Source organism: Saccharomonospora amisosensis (assembly GCF_011761185.1).
Taxonomy (GTDB): Bacteria; Actinomycetota; Actinomycetes; order Mycobacteriales; family Pseudonocardiaceae; genus Saccharomonospora_A; species Saccharomonospora_A amisosensis.
This window is the reverse complement of sequence record NZ_JAAOYM010000001.1, coordinates 4526098-4540216: the sequence shown is the minus strand read 5'-3', so window position 1 is coordinate 4540216 and position 14119 is coordinate 4526098. Positions and strand designations below refer to the sequence as shown.

Below are 14119 nucleotides of genomic sequence, written 5' to 3'. Positions count from 1 at the left end.
CTCACCTGTGACGACAGGGGTGAGGGTGAGCGAAACGGTAACGACATCGGAGACGACCAAGCTGCCACGCGAGATCTGGATTCTCGTTGGGGCGAGCTTTCTGATCGCCATCGGTTACGGGCTGATCGGGCCCGCACTGCCCAACTACGCGGCAAGCTTCGACGTCGGCGTTACCGCGGCCTCCGTGGTGGTGAGTGCGTTCGCGTTCGTGCGACTGGCGTTCGCCCCGGCGAGCGGCAGGCTGGTGACCAAGTTCGGGGAACGTCCCATCTATCTGTGGGGCGTTTCGATCGTCGCCGTCGGCACGCTGGCGTGTGCGCTGGCGGCCGAATACTGGCAGTTGCTGCTGTTTCGCTCGGCCAGCGGGATCGGCTCCACGATGTTCACCGTCTCCGCCATCGGGCTGCTGATCCGCATCTCGCCCGCCCACCTGCGAGGCAGGGCCTCCGGCCTGTGGGGCACGAGTTTCCTGCTGGGCGGCATCGCGGGCCCGGTCATCGGCAGTGCCCTGGTCACTGTCTCGCTGCGGGCGCCGTTCGTCGCCTACGGCAGCGCGCTGGTGGTCACGACGGTGTTCGTGTGGTGGAAACTGCGCGGCTCCGAACTCGCCGCGCGACCCGCCGACGACACCACACCCACCATGACGTTCCCGCAAGCGCTGCGGCACCCCACCTACCGCGCCGCGCTGGCGTCGAACCTCGCCAACGGCTGGGCGGTGTTCGGCGTTCGCATGTCGCTCATGCCGCTGTTCGTGACGGCGGTGCTCGCCAAGGACGAGGCGTTCACCGGCATCGCGCTCGCGGTGTTCGCCGCGGCCAACGCCGCCGTGCTGCTGCTCGCCGGGCGCTTCGCCGACCGGCGTGGGCGTAAGCTGCCCGCACTGTTCGGGCTCGCGTTGCTCGGTGTTGGCACCGCGGGGCTCGGCATGACCAGCGACCCGTGGCTGTTCCTCGCGGCCTCGTTCGTCGCGGGCGTCGGCTCCGGGGCGCTGAACCCTTCGCAGAGCGCCGCGGTCGCCGACGTGCTAGGGGCCAAGGCACGCGGCGGCTCCGTGCTCGCCGGGTTCCAGATGGCCGCCGACGTCGGCGCCGTGGTGGGGCCGCTTGCCGCGGGCGCGATCGCGGAGCAGTGGTCCTACGGTGCGGCATTCGGCCTCACCGGCGGCGTCGCGGCGGTGGCCCTGCTGCTGTGGCTCATGGCGAGGGAGACCCTGCCACCGCGCGACGGTGGCGAGCACACCGCGCAAGAGGTCGCCACGGACAACTGCTGCCCGGAGTCCACGCGGCAGCGTTGACGGCGACCGCGCCACGAGTTGGTCCGCGTCGCTATTCCGGGCGGCGCAGCAACCCCCGCCGGTGAGCCGTGATCATGCCCACGATCACCAGCACGGTGACCACCAGCGTCACGATCCACCCGGTTGTGCCGAACGGGTCCTGAGCGCTCGTGGCGGCGACGGAAACCTCAGGCTGCTGCTCCGCCGAGGTCCCTGCCGTCGCAGGTGTGTCCTGCCGGAGCGTCCCCACGGGCCTTGTGCCCGCTGCCGCGAGGGCGAAGCCGTAATCGAGCAGCCGCGCGGCCTGCTCCGACACTCTGCTGGGCCGTTGCTCCGCCCTGAGCAGGACGACGGCGAGCCTTCGGCCCTCCCTGCTCGCGGCGCCCGCGTAGGTGTGGCGCGCGTCGTCGGTGAAGCCGGTCTTGCCGCCGAGGAAGCCGGGGTAGGACTGCCACAGGTTGTTGTCGTTGTACACCGGGTAGTCCGGCTTGCCGGGCCCGCCGGGAAACATCAGTTGCCTCGTGGCCACGGCCTTGGCGTAACGCGGTTGCCGCATGGCGTGGCCGAAGATGAGACTCATGTCGTAGGCCGAGGTGACCATGCCGGGGCCGTCGAGTCCGGACGGTGTCGCCGCGCGGGTGTCCCTCGCGCCGAGCCGCTCGGCGAGTGCGTTCATCTTGCTCACCGCGACATCCACCCCGCCGACGGCGGTGGCGAGTGCGTGCGCCACGTCGTTGCCCGAGCGCATCAGCAGTGCCCGCAGCAACACCTCCACCTCGTAGTGCCCGCCCGCGACGAGGCCTACACAGGTGCACTCCTGCTCGGCGTCCGCCCGGCTCGCCACCACGATCTTGTCGGGCGGCAGTTCGTCGAGCACCACGAGCGCCAACAGCGTCTTGATCAGCGAGGCGGGCCTGTGCCTGGCGTGCGGGTCCTTGGCCGCCAGCACCTCCCCGGTCTCCATGTCCTGTACTAGCCAGGACGCGGCAGTGAGCTGCCTCGGCGACGAGGGTGTCGGGCCGGGCAGGACGAGCCCGCATTCGGCCATCCGCTCGCCACCGGCCGGGGTCGCGGGTACCGGCAGCGGCGCCGGTGACGACTCTCCGGGGCGTGGCTGCTCGGAGGTGTCCACCGGGGGCGGCGGCAGTTGCCGGTTCGCGCACTCCTGGACAACCGGCGCGGGCGGCTGCGCCGGTTGTCCCAGCGCGAGCGCGGGCACGGGCACCGCGACGATCGCGACCAGAGCGGACAGCGAAACGAAGGCGAGTCTGGTGGTGGAAGCGCTGCGCACCCGTGCAGGCTATCGACAGCCGAGCGAGGATACTGCCAGGCATGCGAATGTCTCGCGGTACTTCATTCTTTCTGCTGGCGTTCGGGGTGTGGTCCTGGATCATCTGGATCACCTTCGCCCGCAACCTGTGGGCTAGTGACAACGCCTGGAATTCCGACGGCTCGCCCACCTCGTTCTTCTTCGTGCACGCCGCGCTGACGGTGGTTTCGTTCGTGCTCGGCACCGTCATCGGGATCATCGGTTGGCGCGGCTGGCGAGCTACCCGAACCACGGCGAGTCGAAGGGAGTCTGAGTTTTCGTGAGTACTCCTCAATCGCGGATTCCCTCGTCCGCGGAGTCCACCCAGCAGCCCACCCAGCCCACCGGCGGCAACCGGCCCCGTCGATGGCTGCTCCCGACAGCACTCGCGCTCGGCCTGCTGGTCGGCGGCGGTGCCGTTGGGCTGGCGTGGTCGGTGACCGGCGGCTCGGCGGAAGGACCTGCCGCGGACGTCAGCGCCGCGTGTGCGGCGCTCGAGCGCACCCCGGCGTTGCTACCCGATGGCGACTTCGCGAGCCTTCGAAGGTGGGGCGCGGCGGCCGAACTCGCCGCCGCCGCCGCGGAGGTCGACAAGTCCTACCAGCCGCTCGCGGACGCGATCAGCAAGCCCTTGCACATCTACCGGAGCACGTTCAAAGCGGAGGGGCCGCAGTTCCAGCAGGCGGTTTCAGCCGCCCGCGATGCCTGCGCCAACGCCTGACCCGTACTGGCACCGAACAGGCAGGGGCACGTCCGCGTCGGCGAACGTGCCCCTGCCTGCCGTGCCTGTGCTTTGTGGAGCGACTCAGACCCGCTTGAACAGCAGCGCCCGCTTGACCTCCTGGATCGCCTTGGTGACCTGGATGCCACGCGGGCAGGCGTCGGTGCAGTTGAAGGTGGTGCGGCAACGCCACACCCCTTCGGAGTCGTTGAGGATGTCGAGACGTTCCTCGGACCCCTCGTCGCGGGAGTCGAAGATGAACCGGTGTGCGTTGACGATCGCCGCGGGACCGAAGTAGGACCCGTCCGACCAGTACACCGGGCACGACGACGTGCAGGCGGCACACAGGATGCACTTCGTGGTGTCGTCGAACCGTTCCCGGTCGGCCTGGGACTGGATCCGCTCGCGCGTTGGCTCGTTGCCATACGCGATGAGGTAGGGCTTCACCGCGCGGTAGGCCTCGAAGAACGGCTCCATGTCGACATAGAGGTCCTTCATGGTCGGCAGGCCCTTGATCGGCGCGACCGTGACGGTGGTGTGCTTGCCCTTCTTCTCCAGCAGGTCCTTCACCAGCACCTTGCAGGCGAGCCGGTTGATCCCGTTGATCTGCATCGCGTCCGACCCGCAGATGCCGTGTGCGCACGAGCGCCGGAACGCCAGCGTGCCGTCCACATAGTTCTTGATGTTGAACAGCAGGTTCAGCACGCGGTCGGTGGGCAGAGCCGGGACGTCGTAGGACTCCCAGTGCGGTTCGGTGTCCTGCTCGGGATTGAACCGCAGGATCTTCACCGTGATGGTGATCGAGCCCTCGGGCGCGGGAATCTGCGAGGTGTCGTGCGTGCCCTCGGAAACCGTGGCAGTCATATCAGTACTTCCGCTCCATCGGCTCGTACCGGGTGAAGGTCACCGGCTTGTAGTCCAGCCGGATGTCGGCCATGAACCCGGCGAGTCCGAGCGGGGCGCCCGGGTCCACACCCTTGCCGTTGTCCGGCAGGATCTTGTACGACATCGAGTGCCGCATGAAGTTGACGTCGTCCCGATTGGGGTAGTCCTCGCGGGCATGCCCACCCCGCGACTCCTTGCGGGCCAGAGCCGCGTTCACCAGGATCTCGGCCAGATCGAGCAGGAATCCCAGCTCGATCGCCTCGAGCAGGTCGGTGTTGTAGCGCTTGCCCTTGTCCATCACCGAAACGCGGCCGTAGCGCTCCTTCAGTGCGTGCACGTCGTGCAGCGCTTGTTTGAGGGTGTCCTCGGTGCGGTAGACGGCAGCGTTGGCGTCCATGGTCTGCTGCAACTCGGTGCGGATGTCGGCCACCCGCTCCCCACCCTTGGCGGTGCGCAGGTGGTTCACCATGCCCTCGACCATCGCCGCGGGGTTGTCCGGTAGCTCGACGAACTCGCGACACTGGGCGTACTCGGCAGCGGCGATTCCGGCCCTTCGCCCGAAGACGTTGATGTCCAGCAGCGAGTTCGTGCCAAGCCGGTTGGCGCCGTGTACCGAGACGCAGGCGACCTCGCCCGCCGCGTACAGGCCGGGGATGACGTTGTCGTTGTCGCGCAACGCCTCCCCATGCACGTTGGTCGGGATTCCGCCCATCGCGTAGTGCGCCGTGGGGTAAACCGGCACCGGTTCATGCACCGGGTCCACCCCGAGGTAGGTGCGCGCGAACTCGGTGATGTCGGGCAGTTTCGACTCAAGCACCTCGGCGCCGAGGTGGGTGCAGTCGAGTAGGACGTAGTCCTTGTTCGGGCCGGCGCCCCTGCCTTCGAGCACCTCCAGCACCATGGAGCGGGCCACGATGTCGCGTGGTGCTAGATCCTTGATCGTCGGCGCGTAGCGCTCCATGAATCGCTCGCCGGAGGCGTTGCGCAGGATCGCGCCCTCACCTCGGGCGCCTTCGGTGAGCAGGATGCCGAGCCCGGCCAGCCCCGTCGGGTGGAACTGGTAGAATTCCATGTCCTCCAGCGGCAGTCCCTTGCGCGCGTAGATGCCCATGCCGTCGCCGGTGAGGGTGTGAGCGTTGGAGGTGGTCTTGAAGACCTTGCCGAAACCACCGGTGGCGAACACGATCGACTTGGCCTGGAACACGTGGATCTCGCCGGTGGCGAGCTCGTAGGCGATCGCGCCGGAGGCCACCGGCCCGTCCGGGGTATCGGTGAGCACGACGTCGAGCACGTAGAACTCGTTGAAGAACTCGATACCGTGCTTGACGCAGTTCTGGTACAGCGTCTGCAGGATCATGTGACCGGTGCGGTCGGCCGCGTAACAGGACCTGCGCACCGCGGCCTTACCGTGGTCGCGGGTGTGGCCGCCGAACCGCCGCTGGTCGATCTTGCCCTCGGGAGTGCGGTTGAACGGCAACCCCATCTTTTCCAGGTCGAGCACCGCGTCGATGGCCTCCTTGGCCATGATCTCCGCGGCGTCCTGGTCGGTGAGGTAGTCGCCGCCCTTGACCGTGTCGAAGGTGTGCCACTCCCAGTTGTCCTCTTCGACGTTGGCGAGTGCGGCACACATGCCGCCCTGGGCGGCGCCGGTGTGCGAACGCGTCGGGTAGAGCTTCGTCAGCACGGCGGTTCGTGCGCGCTGCCCCGCCTCGATGGCGGCACGCATCCCCGCGCCGCCCGCTCCGACGATCACCACGTCGTACTTGTGAAACTGCATGTCGCAAACTCCGGGTGGTGGGTTCAGTCGGTCGGGATGTCGGGGTCGAAGGTGAAGATCACCAGCGTGCCGAGCACGAGGATCAGCACCATCGCCGTGTAGAGCACCATCTTCAGCCAGAAACGGGTGGAGTCCTTACGCGCGTAGTCGTCGATGATCGTGCGCAGCCCGTTGCCGCCGTGCAGCTGCGCCAGCCACAACATCATCAGGTCCCAGAACTGCCAGAACGGTGACGACCAGCGGCCCGCGACGAACGCGAAGTTGATCCGGTGCACGCCGCCGTCAAGGATGTTCATGATGAACAGGTGCCCGAGCACCAGCACGATCAGCAGCAGGCCGGAAACGCGCATGAACACCCAGCTGTACAGCTCGAAGTTGCTGCGACGAGCCGCGGGCCTGCGTGGGGAGCGCGGCTTGTCGAGGGTGAGCGCCGTGAGTGAATCAGCCATCAGTTGCCGCCTCCGAACAGCTCGGTCACGGTGCGCTCGAGCATGAAATAGGTGCCGGGGATCATGACGAGTGCCCAGACGGCGAGGATCGACCACAACATGACCCGCTGGTACTTCGGTCCCTTCGACCAGAAGTCGACCAGGATGACCCTGATGCCGTTGAGGGCGTGGAAAAGCACCGCGCCGACCAACCCGACCTCGAGCAGGTTGATGAGAGGGCTCTTGTAGGTCTCGATGACCTCGTCGTAGGCGTTGGGAGAAACCCTGACGAGTGCGGTGTCGAGAACGTGCACGAACAGGAAGAAGAACGTGAGCACGCCGGTGATGCGGTGCAGCACCCAGGACCACATGCCAGGATCGCCGCGGTAGAACGTTCCGCTCCGGCGTGAGGCGCCCGCCCGATCACTCGCCGCCTCGACGGCGGTGCTCGCGGTGGTGGACATCGGTGTACGGCCTCCAACGTCACTGATGGACTGAGCCCGGCGGACCAGCGGCTTCGCCGAGGTCGGAGTCGTCGAGCGTGGATACGGATGGATGCTAGACCCGCACTGTCCTGGGGGCTCAAGCTCGGGTTGTTGTCTGTGATGGACCAAACATCGATCACCGGCGACGGCGTGGCGTAGGTCTCGTCGTTCGGTATTGCGCGCCCGGTCGATCAGTGTTCGGGCTCCGGTCGGGCATTGGTCTGGCATTGGTCGGACATTGTTCGGACGCTGCGACACCCACGTTCGTCGGCGGACATTTGGGTTACACGAGTTGTCATTTGTGTGTTCGCCGCCACATCACGGCGTACGGTTCTGCGACCCGCCCGGTTACCGGCACGGGCGGGCTGTAGGGGTTCGTCCGCTTGAACAGCGGGGAGGGAGAGACACCGTGCGTCGAATGCGTGGGGCAACCCTGGTGGCCGTGGCGATGACCGGCGTGCTGACCTTGGCCAGTTGTGCCAAGGACTCCGGTGGAGACGCCGCAGAGGGAGGGGACGAGGGCCCCTGCGTCACCGCGGCCGACCCGCCGAAGGTGGCTTCGAGCCAGTCCCGCAGTCGCGAGCAGGAGGATGTCGACGCCAGTGACCTGCGCGTCGGGCTCGCCTACGACGTAGGAGGCAGGGGCGATGCCTCCTACAACGACGCGGCAGCCGCCGGTGTCGACAGGGCCAAATCGCGGCTCGGGGTCAAGGACACCACGGAGAGCACGGCCGAGGGAAAGGAGTCGGAGGACGCGAAGCGGCAGCGACTCAACCAGATGGCCCAGCAGGGCTACGACCCGATCATCGCCGTCGGGTTCGCCTACGCCGACGCGGTCAAGGCGATCGCCCCCAAGTACCCGCGAACGCGGTTCGCCATCGTCGACGACGACTCCGTCGATGCGCCGAACGTCACCCCGCTGGTCTTCGCCGAGGAACAGGGCTCGTTCCTCGTCGGCGTGGCGGCGGTCTACAAGAGCGAGAACTGCCACATCGGCTTCGTCGGCGGTGTGGACACCCCGCTGATCGCGAAGTTCGAGGCCGGCTACGTCCAGGGCGCGCGGGCGGTGTCCGACAAGGTCACCATCGAGCGCGACTACCTGACCCCCGCGGGAGACATCAGCGGGTTCAACGACCCCGGTAAGGGAAATGTCGTCGCCAAGTCGCAGATCGACAGGGGTGCCGACGTGTTGTATCACGCCGCGGGCGCCTCGGGACGTGGCGTTTTCGAGGCGGCGAAGGCCTCGGGGGTGCAAGCCATCGGCGTCGACTCCGACCAGTACCGGCAAAAGACCGTGGCCCACGTCAAGGACGTGATCACGACGTCGATGCTCAAGCGCGTCGACATCGCGGTGTACGACTACATCAAGTCCGTGGCCCGCGACGACCTCTCCACGCTGCCCGAGCGCTTCGACCTGGCCGTGGAAGGGGTCGGCTACGCCACGTCGGGCGGGAAGATCGACGACATCGCCCCGATCCTGCGGGCCTACAAACAGCAGATCGTCGACGGCGATATCAAGGTCGCTACCACGGTGGCCAATTAGCGGCGCGACCAACCGGTACGTGTTCGTGGGGCCCGTTTGAGACGGTCGATCACGGGCCCCTCCGCCATCGCGACGGGGGGAACCTCACACAACATGACCGAAGCCGATCCGGCGGTGGAACTCGCGGGGATAACGAAGCGATTCCCTGGCGTCGTCGCCAATTCCGACGTGAGCCTGACCGTGCACGCGGGCGAGGTGCACGCCGTGTGCGGGGAGAACGGCGCGGGCAAGTCCACGCTGATGAAGATCCTCTACGGCATGCAGCAGCCCGACGAGGGCACCATCGCGGTGGCGGGTAGGCCGGTGCGGCTGCGCAACCCGCAGGACGCGATCAAGGCGGGTATCGGCATGGTGCACCAGCATTTCATGCTCGCCGACAACCTCACCGTGCGCGAGAACGTGCTGCTGGGAGCCGAAGGGTTGTACGGCATCGGCAGGGCAGCCACCGCGGCGCTCGACACGCTCGCCCGGCAAACCGGGCTGCGCGTAGCGCCGGACACGCTCGTGGAGCGTCTCGGCGTCGCCGACCGGCAGCGCGTGGAGATCGTCAAGGTGCTGTACCGGGGTGCGCGCATCATCATCCTGGACGAGCCCACCGCCGTGCTCGTCCCGCAGGAGGTCGACGCGCTGTTTCGCACCGTGCGCCAGATGCGCGCGCAGGGCTACACGTTCATCTTCATCTCCCACAAGCTCGACGAGGTTCGCGCCATCGCCGACAGGGTCACGGTGATCCGAGCGGGCACCACCGTGGGCACGGTCGCGCCCGCCGCCGTGACCTCCCGCGAACTGGCCGAGATGATGGTGGGATCGCAGTTGCCGAGTCCGCACACCCGAGAGTCGGCAGTGACCGAGCGGCCGGTGCTGCGGGTAACGGGGCTGCGGCTGACGGAGGAGGGGTCGCGGCGAGCCGTACTCGACGACATCTCGTTGACCGTGCACGCGGGGGAGGTGCTCGGTGTGGCCGGCGTAGAAGGCAACGGGCAGACCGAACTGGTCGAGACCATTATGGGGTTGCGGCGGGCGAGCGCGGGAATCGTGGAACTGCTCGACCACGCCGGTGAAGCGACCGACCTCACCGGGCTGGGCACGCTCGCGAGGCGTGAGGCAGGCATCGGCTTCATCGCGGAGGACCGCACCCGGCACGGGTTGCTGCTCAGCCAGTCGTTGTGGCGCAACAGGATTCTCGGTTACCAGAGTCGCAGGCCCGTCTGTAGTGGTCAGTTGCTCGACCTGGCGGCCAGCCGCGCTGACACCGAGGCCATCGTGCGGCGCTACGACGTGCGGGCCCCGAGTGTGGAGGTCGCCGCGGCAGCGCTTTCCGGGGGTAACCAACAGAAGCTCGTGGTCGGCAGGGAGCTGTCGAACGATCCGGTCCTGCTCATCGCGTCACACCCGACCCGTGGGGTGGACGTCGGGGCGCAGGCACTGATCTGGGAGCAGCTCAGGAAGGCACGCAGGCAGGGGTTGGCCGTGCTGCTGGTGTCGGCCGACCTCGACGAGTTGATCGGCCTTTCCGACACCATCCGCGTCATGCTGCGCGGCAGGCTCGTCGAAACCGCCGATCCTGCCACGGTCACCCCCGGCGAGTTGGGTTCGGCGATGACGGGCGCGACGGCGGAGGAGGAAGCGTGAGTTCCTGGCGCATCGCGCTGCTGCCTCCCGCGCTGGCCGTCGCCTTCGCCGTGGTGTTGTCGTCGGTGGCGTTGCTGGTGTCCGGGGCGGACCCGTTGCTCGCGTTCGCGACCATGGGTTCGCAGCTGCTGCGAGACACCACGGCCGTGGACGCCGTCAACCTGGCGACCGTGTACTACCTCGCTGGACTGGCCGTGGCGATCGGGTTCCAGATGAACCTGTTCAACATCGGTGTCGAGGGCCAGTACCGGTTCGCGGCCGTCGTCGCGGCGGTGACCGGTGCCGCACTGCACCTGCCGCCGGTTCTGCACGCGCTGGCGATCATGGTGATCGCGGTGGCGTCCGGTGCGCTGTACGCCTTGCTGCCCGCGATACTGAAGGTCGCTCGCGGCGTGCACGAGGTGATCACGACGATCATGCTCAACTCGATCGTCTACGGGATCGTGGCGTTCCTGGTGAGCCCTGACCAGTTCGGGGTGCTGCACGGCAACAACGTCAGCACCGAGGAGATCGACCCCAGTGGCTGGATACCGGGGATACCGCTCGGCGCGGCGGGCACCGTGTTCGGTTCGGTGGTCGTCGCCGCCGTGCTGGGGGTGGGGTACTGGTTCATGCTCACCCGCACCAGGTTCGGCTTCGAGTTGCGCGCCAGTGGTGAGTCACCGACGGCCGCGGCCGCGGGCGGTGTGAACGCCACGCGGATGACGGTGTTCGCGATGCTGCTCTCCGGTGGCGTCGCCGGGCTGATCGCGATGCCGGAGCTGCTCGGTCGCGACCACGTGTACGCGATCACCGCGACCCAGGGCTACGGCTTCACCGGCATAGCCGTCGCGTTGCTCGGCCGCAATCACGCCGTGGGCATCGCGTTCGGCGCGCTGTTGTGGGCGTTCCTCGACAAGTCGGCGGTGTCGCTGGAGGCCATCCAGGTGCCGAGGGAGATCGCCACCATCATGCAGGGCACCATCGTGCTCTCCGTCGTGGTCGCCTACGAGATCGTCAAACGCGCCGACCTCGCGGCACAGCAACGCAGGGTCGGCCAGGCAGGCCTCGGCGGCACGCCTGCGCCGGTGAGCGAGGGGGCGCGGCATGACCACGACACTTGACCGGCGAACCCCTGACCCGGGTTCCGAATCGCCCCCCGATCGCCGGTTGCCGGGATGGGCGAGGGGTTCGTTGTGGGCCGCCGTCGCGATCGGGGTGCTGTCCACCACCTCGTACCTGACCGGGATGAACACGCTGACATCCAGCAGCACGGCGCAGACCGCGTTGCGGCTCGCATTGCCGATCCTGCTCGCCGCGCTCGGCGGGCTGTGGGCGGAGCGCTCCGGCGTCATCAACATCGGGCTCGAGGGCATGATGATCCTGGGCACGTTCGGCGCCGCGTGGGGTGCCTACCACGGCGGCGTGTGGGCAGGGCTGCTCGCCGCGGTGGTCTTCGGTGCCCTCGGCGGGCTGCTGCACGCCGTGGCGACGGTGAGCTTCAACGTCAACCACATCGTCTCCGGTGTGGCGATCAACCTGCTCGGACTCGGCGTCGCGAAGTACCTCGCTAACCTGCTGTTCGAGCCGATCTCGGGCAACCCCAGACAGTCGCCACCGGTGCCGAAGTTCGACACCTACTCGGCCACGTTGCTGTCCGACTGGCTCGCAGGACTGGAGGATGCCCAACGCGTCGGCATCTCCGACGTGGCGGGGCTGCTGCGGGGCCTTGTCACGGACGTGACGCCGCTGGCGGTGCTCGCGGTGCTGTTCGTGCCGCTGAGTTACTTCCTGCTGTGGCGGACCAGGTTCGGGTTGCGGCTGCGTTCGTGTGGCGAGAACCCGGTGGCAGCCGAGTCCCTCGGAGTGAACGTCTACCTGCACAAGTACGTTGCACTTGTGGTCTCCGGCGCGCTCGCGGGGATGGGCGGTGCCTCGCTCGTGCTGCTTCCAGGGGGTGCCGACTACCTGGAGAACCAGACGAACGGGCGCGGCTTCATCGGCCTGGCGGCCATGATCTTCGGCAACTGGCGGCCGGGTGGGCTGCTCGGTGGCGCGGCGCTGTTCGGCTACTCGGACGGCTTGCAGCTGTCCGGGGGAGGGCAGGCCGTGCTCGCGCTGTGCTACGGCGTGGTGCTCCTGCTGGTGGTTCTCACGGTGGTGCTACTCCTGCGGCGCCGCTGGGCAGCTGCGGGGCTGGCGCTGGCGGGGGCCGGTGCCCTTTACTACGTGTACTGGGCCAACGACGAACTGCCGAGGGACCTCATCCCGTACACGCCGCACTTCGTGACGATCATCGTGCTGGCTGTCGCGGCTCAGCGGCTGCGGCCGCCGAAAGCCATCGGAGCGAGGTACCGGCGTGGAGAGGGTGGCTAGATGAAGCCGGGACACGTGGACTGGGAGCGGCTGCGGGCGGAGGCGGTGCGGGCGGCCGACCATGCCTACGCGCCGTACTCGAGGTTGCGTGTCGGCGCGGCCGCGTTGATGGACGACGGCAGGGTCGTCACCGGCTGCAACGTCGAAAACGCCTCCTACGGGCTCTCGCTGTGCGCCGAGGTGACCCTGGTGGGGCATTCCCAGCTGACCGGCGGGGGCAGGCTGGTGGCGCTGGCCTGCCGCGCCGTCACGGGCGAACTGCTGATGCCGTGCGGACGTTGCCGCCAGCTCGTTTTCGAGTTGGGCGGCGACACGTGCCTGGTGGACACCTCACTCGGCGCGCGTGCGATGAGTGAGGTGCTGCCCGAGGCTTTCGGTCCAACGGACCTGCCGTCGTGACCGGGGAGCCGTTCGCGGCGGTCGACGTCATCCGCACCAAGCGGGACGGCGGCAGGCTGACCGGCGAGCAGATCGACTGGGTGGTGGATGCCTACACCCGCGGTGTTGTCGCCGAGGAGCAGATGGCCGCGCTCGCGATGGCGATCTTCCTGCGCGGTATGGACCAGGATGAGACCGCCCGCTGGACCGGCGCCATGATCGACTCCGGTGAGCGGCTGTCGCTGCGCACAGCGCGGCCGACGGTGGACAAGCATTCCACGGGCGGCGTAGGCGACAAGATCACCCTGGTACTGGCTCCGCTCGTGGCGACCTGCGGTGCGGCGGTGCCGCAACTGTCGGGACGGGGGCTCGGGCACACCGGAGGCACCCTCGACAAGCTCGAGGCCATCCCAGGCTGGCGAGCTGAGCTGTCGGCGGCCGAGATCGGCAGGCAACTGGACGAGGTAGGGGCGGTGGTCTGTGCGGCGACGCCAACGCTGGCGCCCGCCGACCGGCTGCTCTATGCCCTGCGGGACGTCACCGCGACGGTCGAGTCCGTTCCGTTGATCGCCAGCTCGATCATGAGCAAGAAGATCGCTGAGGGGTCACGGGCACTCGTGCTCGACGTCAAGGCGGGCTCGGGCGCGTTCATGAAAACCCGCGAACGTGCGCGGGAACTGGCGCGGGCGCTTGTCGATATCGGCACAGCGCACGGGGTGTCCACGACGGCGCTGATCACCGACATGAACGTGCCGCTCGGCTCCGCGGTCGGCAACGCGGTCGAGGTCGCCGAAGCCGTTGCCGTGCTACGCGGTGGTGGTCCACCCGACGTGGTCGAACTGACGCTGGCACTGGCGAGGGAGATGCTGGCGTCGGCCGGGCTGTCCGGCGTCGACCCGGCACCCGTGCTGGCCTCGGGCCAGGCTTACGAAACCTGGTGCCGCATGATCCGGGCGCAGGGCGGGGACCCCGAGGCGCCGTTGCCGAGGCCCGCCCACGTTCACGTGGTGCCCGCGCGGGCAACCGGAGTGGTTACCGGGTTGGACGCCTACTCCGTAGGAGTGGCCGCGTGGCGGCTGGGCGCGGGCCGTGCCCGCAAGGAAGACCCGGTGCAGGCGGGCGCGGGCATCCGCTGCCTGGCCAAACCCGGCGAGTTCGTCGAAGCCGACCAGCCGTTGTTCGAGCTGCACACCGACACCCCGGCAGCGGTACCTACAGCGCTGGAGGCGCTGAACGGCGCGTACACGGTGACCACAACCGGCACACGCGACGAGCGCGCGACCGCCGAGGAACTGGACGGCATCGTGCTGGAAACGATCCGGCCGTGAGGCCG

14 protein-coding genes are annotated in these 14119 nt (G+C 68.2%); 9 read left to right on the top strand and 5 right to left on the bottom strand.

Annotation, left to right across the window (positions count from 1 at the left end; all coding sequences use genetic code 11):
- The first annotated feature begins 25 nt into the window (after window positions 1-25).
- On the top strand, window positions 26-1294 hold the full coding sequence (locus tag FHU38_RS22040) for an MFS transporter (protein WP_167174648.1): 1269 nt from the start codon (window positions 26-28) through the stop codon (window positions 1292-1294).
- Window positions 1295-1325: 31 nt separating this feature from the next.
- Here the strand turns inward: FHU38_RS22040 and FHU38_RS22035 are convergent, their stop codons facing one another.
- Entirely contained in the window at window positions 1326-2564 is a 1239-nt protein-coding gene (locus FHU38_RS22035) for a D-alanyl-D-alanine carboxypeptidase family protein (RefSeq protein WP_167174646.1), read from the bottom strand.
- A 41-nt stretch (window positions 2565-2605) separates the two neighbouring features.
- Here FHU38_RS22035 and FHU38_RS22030 point away from each other — a divergent pair, with 41 nt between their 5' ends.
- Window positions 2606-2866 (top strand): SCO4848 family membrane protein, encoded by a 261-nt coding sequence (locus FHU38_RS22030; RefSeq protein ID WP_167174642.1) that lies wholly within the window; start codon window positions 2606-2608, stop codon window positions 2864-2866.
- Window positions 2863-3303, top strand: coding sequence for a hypothetical protein (locus FHU38_RS22025; protein ID WP_167174639.1), 441 nt, complete (start codon window positions 2863-2865; stop codon window positions 3301-3303). Before FHU38_RS22030 ends, FHU38_RS22025 begins: the two co-directional genes overlap by 4 nt.
- A gap of 84 nt (window positions 3304-3387) precedes the next feature.
- Here the strand turns inward: FHU38_RS22025 and FHU38_RS22020 are convergent, their stop codons facing one another.
- From FHU38_RS22020 to sdhC, 4 genes are read right to left on the bottom strand one after another with little or no spacing between them, the layout of a single operon-like run.
- Window positions 3388-4167: a succinate dehydrogenase iron-sulfur subunit gene (locus tag FHU38_RS22020; protein WP_167174636.1), complete on the bottom strand. Its 780-nt coding sequence runs from the start codon at window positions 4165-4167 to the stop codon at window positions 3388-3390.
- A gap of 1 nt (window position 4168) precedes the next feature.
- Window positions 4169-5965, bottom strand: a complete 1797-nt coding sequence (gene sdhA, locus FHU38_RS22015) for a succinate dehydrogenase flavoprotein subunit (protein ID WP_167174633.1) — start codon at window positions 5963-5965, stop codon at window positions 4169-4171.
- A 23-nt stretch (window positions 5966-5988) separates the two neighbouring features.
- Window positions 5989-6414, bottom strand: coding sequence for a succinate dehydrogenase hydrophobic membrane anchor subunit (locus tag FHU38_RS22010; RefSeq protein WP_167174630.1), 426 nt, complete (start codon window positions 6412-6414; stop codon window positions 5989-5991).
- On the bottom strand, window positions 6414-6857 hold the full coding sequence (gene sdhC, locus FHU38_RS22005) for a succinate dehydrogenase, cytochrome b556 subunit (RefSeq protein ID WP_167174627.1): 444 nt from the start codon (window positions 6855-6857) through the stop codon (window positions 6414-6416). Before sdhC ends, FHU38_RS22010 begins: the two co-directional genes overlap by 1 nt.
- 439 nt (window positions 6858-7296) lie before the next feature.
- Between sdhC and FHU38_RS22000 the strand changes: the two genes are divergently transcribed.
- The 6 genes from FHU38_RS22000 to FHU38_RS21975 all read left to right on the top strand — a co-directional run bounded on the left by FHU38_RS22000 (window position 7297) and on the right by FHU38_RS21975 (window position 14114).
- Complete coding sequence (locus tag FHU38_RS22000) at window positions 7297-8421, top strand: BMP family lipoprotein (protein WP_208415778.1); 1125 nt, start codon at window positions 7297-7299, stop codon at window positions 8419-8421.
- Between the two features lie 93 nt (window positions 8422-8514).
- A complete protein-coding gene (locus tag FHU38_RS21995; RefSeq protein WP_167174624.1) occupies window positions 8515-10053 on the top strand; it encodes an ABC transporter ATP-binding protein in 1539 nt (512 codons plus the stop codon).
- A complete protein-coding gene (locus FHU38_RS21990; protein ID WP_167174621.1) occupies window positions 10050-11156 on the top strand; it encodes an ABC transporter permease in 1107 nt (368 codons plus the stop codon). Before FHU38_RS21995 ends, FHU38_RS21990 begins: the two co-directional genes overlap by 4 nt.
- The gene (locus tag FHU38_RS21985; RefSeq protein WP_167174618.1) at window positions 11140-12408 is read left to right on the top strand and encodes an ABC transporter permease; all 1269 of its coding nucleotides are present in this window, start codon (window positions 11140-11142) and stop codon (window positions 12406-12408) included. The genes FHU38_RS21990 and FHU38_RS21985 overlap by 17 nt, the downstream gene beginning before the upstream one ends.
- Window positions 12409-12807: a cytidine deaminase gene (locus FHU38_RS21980; protein WP_167174615.1), complete on the top strand. Its 399-nt coding sequence runs from the start codon at window positions 12409-12411 to the stop codon at window positions 12805-12807.
- Window positions 12804-14114 (top strand): thymidine phosphorylase, encoded by a 1311-nt coding sequence (locus FHU38_RS21975; RefSeq protein ID WP_167174612.1) that lies wholly within the window; start codon window positions 12804-12806, stop codon window positions 14112-14114. Before FHU38_RS21980 ends, FHU38_RS21975 begins: the two co-directional genes overlap by 4 nt.
- Window positions 14115-14119: the final 5 nt, after the last annotated feature.

Coding starts and splice junctions, on each gene's coding strand:
- FHU38_RS22030 (WP_167174642.1), top strand. CDS start 2,606: ATGCGAATGTCTCGCGGTACTTCATTCTTTCTGCTGGCGTTCGGGGTG.
- FHU38_RS22000 (WP_208415778.1), top strand. CDS start 7,297: ATGCGTGGGGCAACCCTGGTGGCCGTGGCGATGACCGGCGTGCTGACC.
- sdhC (WP_167174627.1), bottom strand. CDS start 6,857: ATGTCCACCACCGCGAGCACCGCCGTCGAGGCGGCGAGTGATCGGGCG.
- FHU38_RS22020 (WP_167174636.1), bottom strand. CDS start 4,167: ATGACTGCCACGGTTTCCGAGGGCACGCACGACACCTCGCAGATTCCC.
- FHU38_RS21995 (WP_167174624.1), top strand. CDS start 8,515: ATGACCGAAGCCGATCCGGCGGTGGAACTCGCGGGGATAACGAAGCGA.
- FHU38_RS21985 (WP_167174618.1), top strand. CDS start 11,140: ATGACCACGACACTTGACCGGCGAACCCCTGACCCGGGTTCCGAATCG.
- sdhA (WP_167174633.1), bottom strand. CDS start 5,965: ATGCAGTTTCACAAGTACGACGTGGTGATCGTCGGAGCGGGCGGCGCG.
- FHU38_RS22010 (WP_167174630.1), bottom strand. CDS start 6,414: ATGGCTGATTCACTCACGGCGCTCACCCTCGACAAGCCGCGCTCCCCA.
- FHU38_RS21980 (WP_167174615.1), top strand. CDS start 12,409: ATGAAGCCGGGACACGTGGACTGGGAGCGGCTGCGGGCGGAGGCGGTG.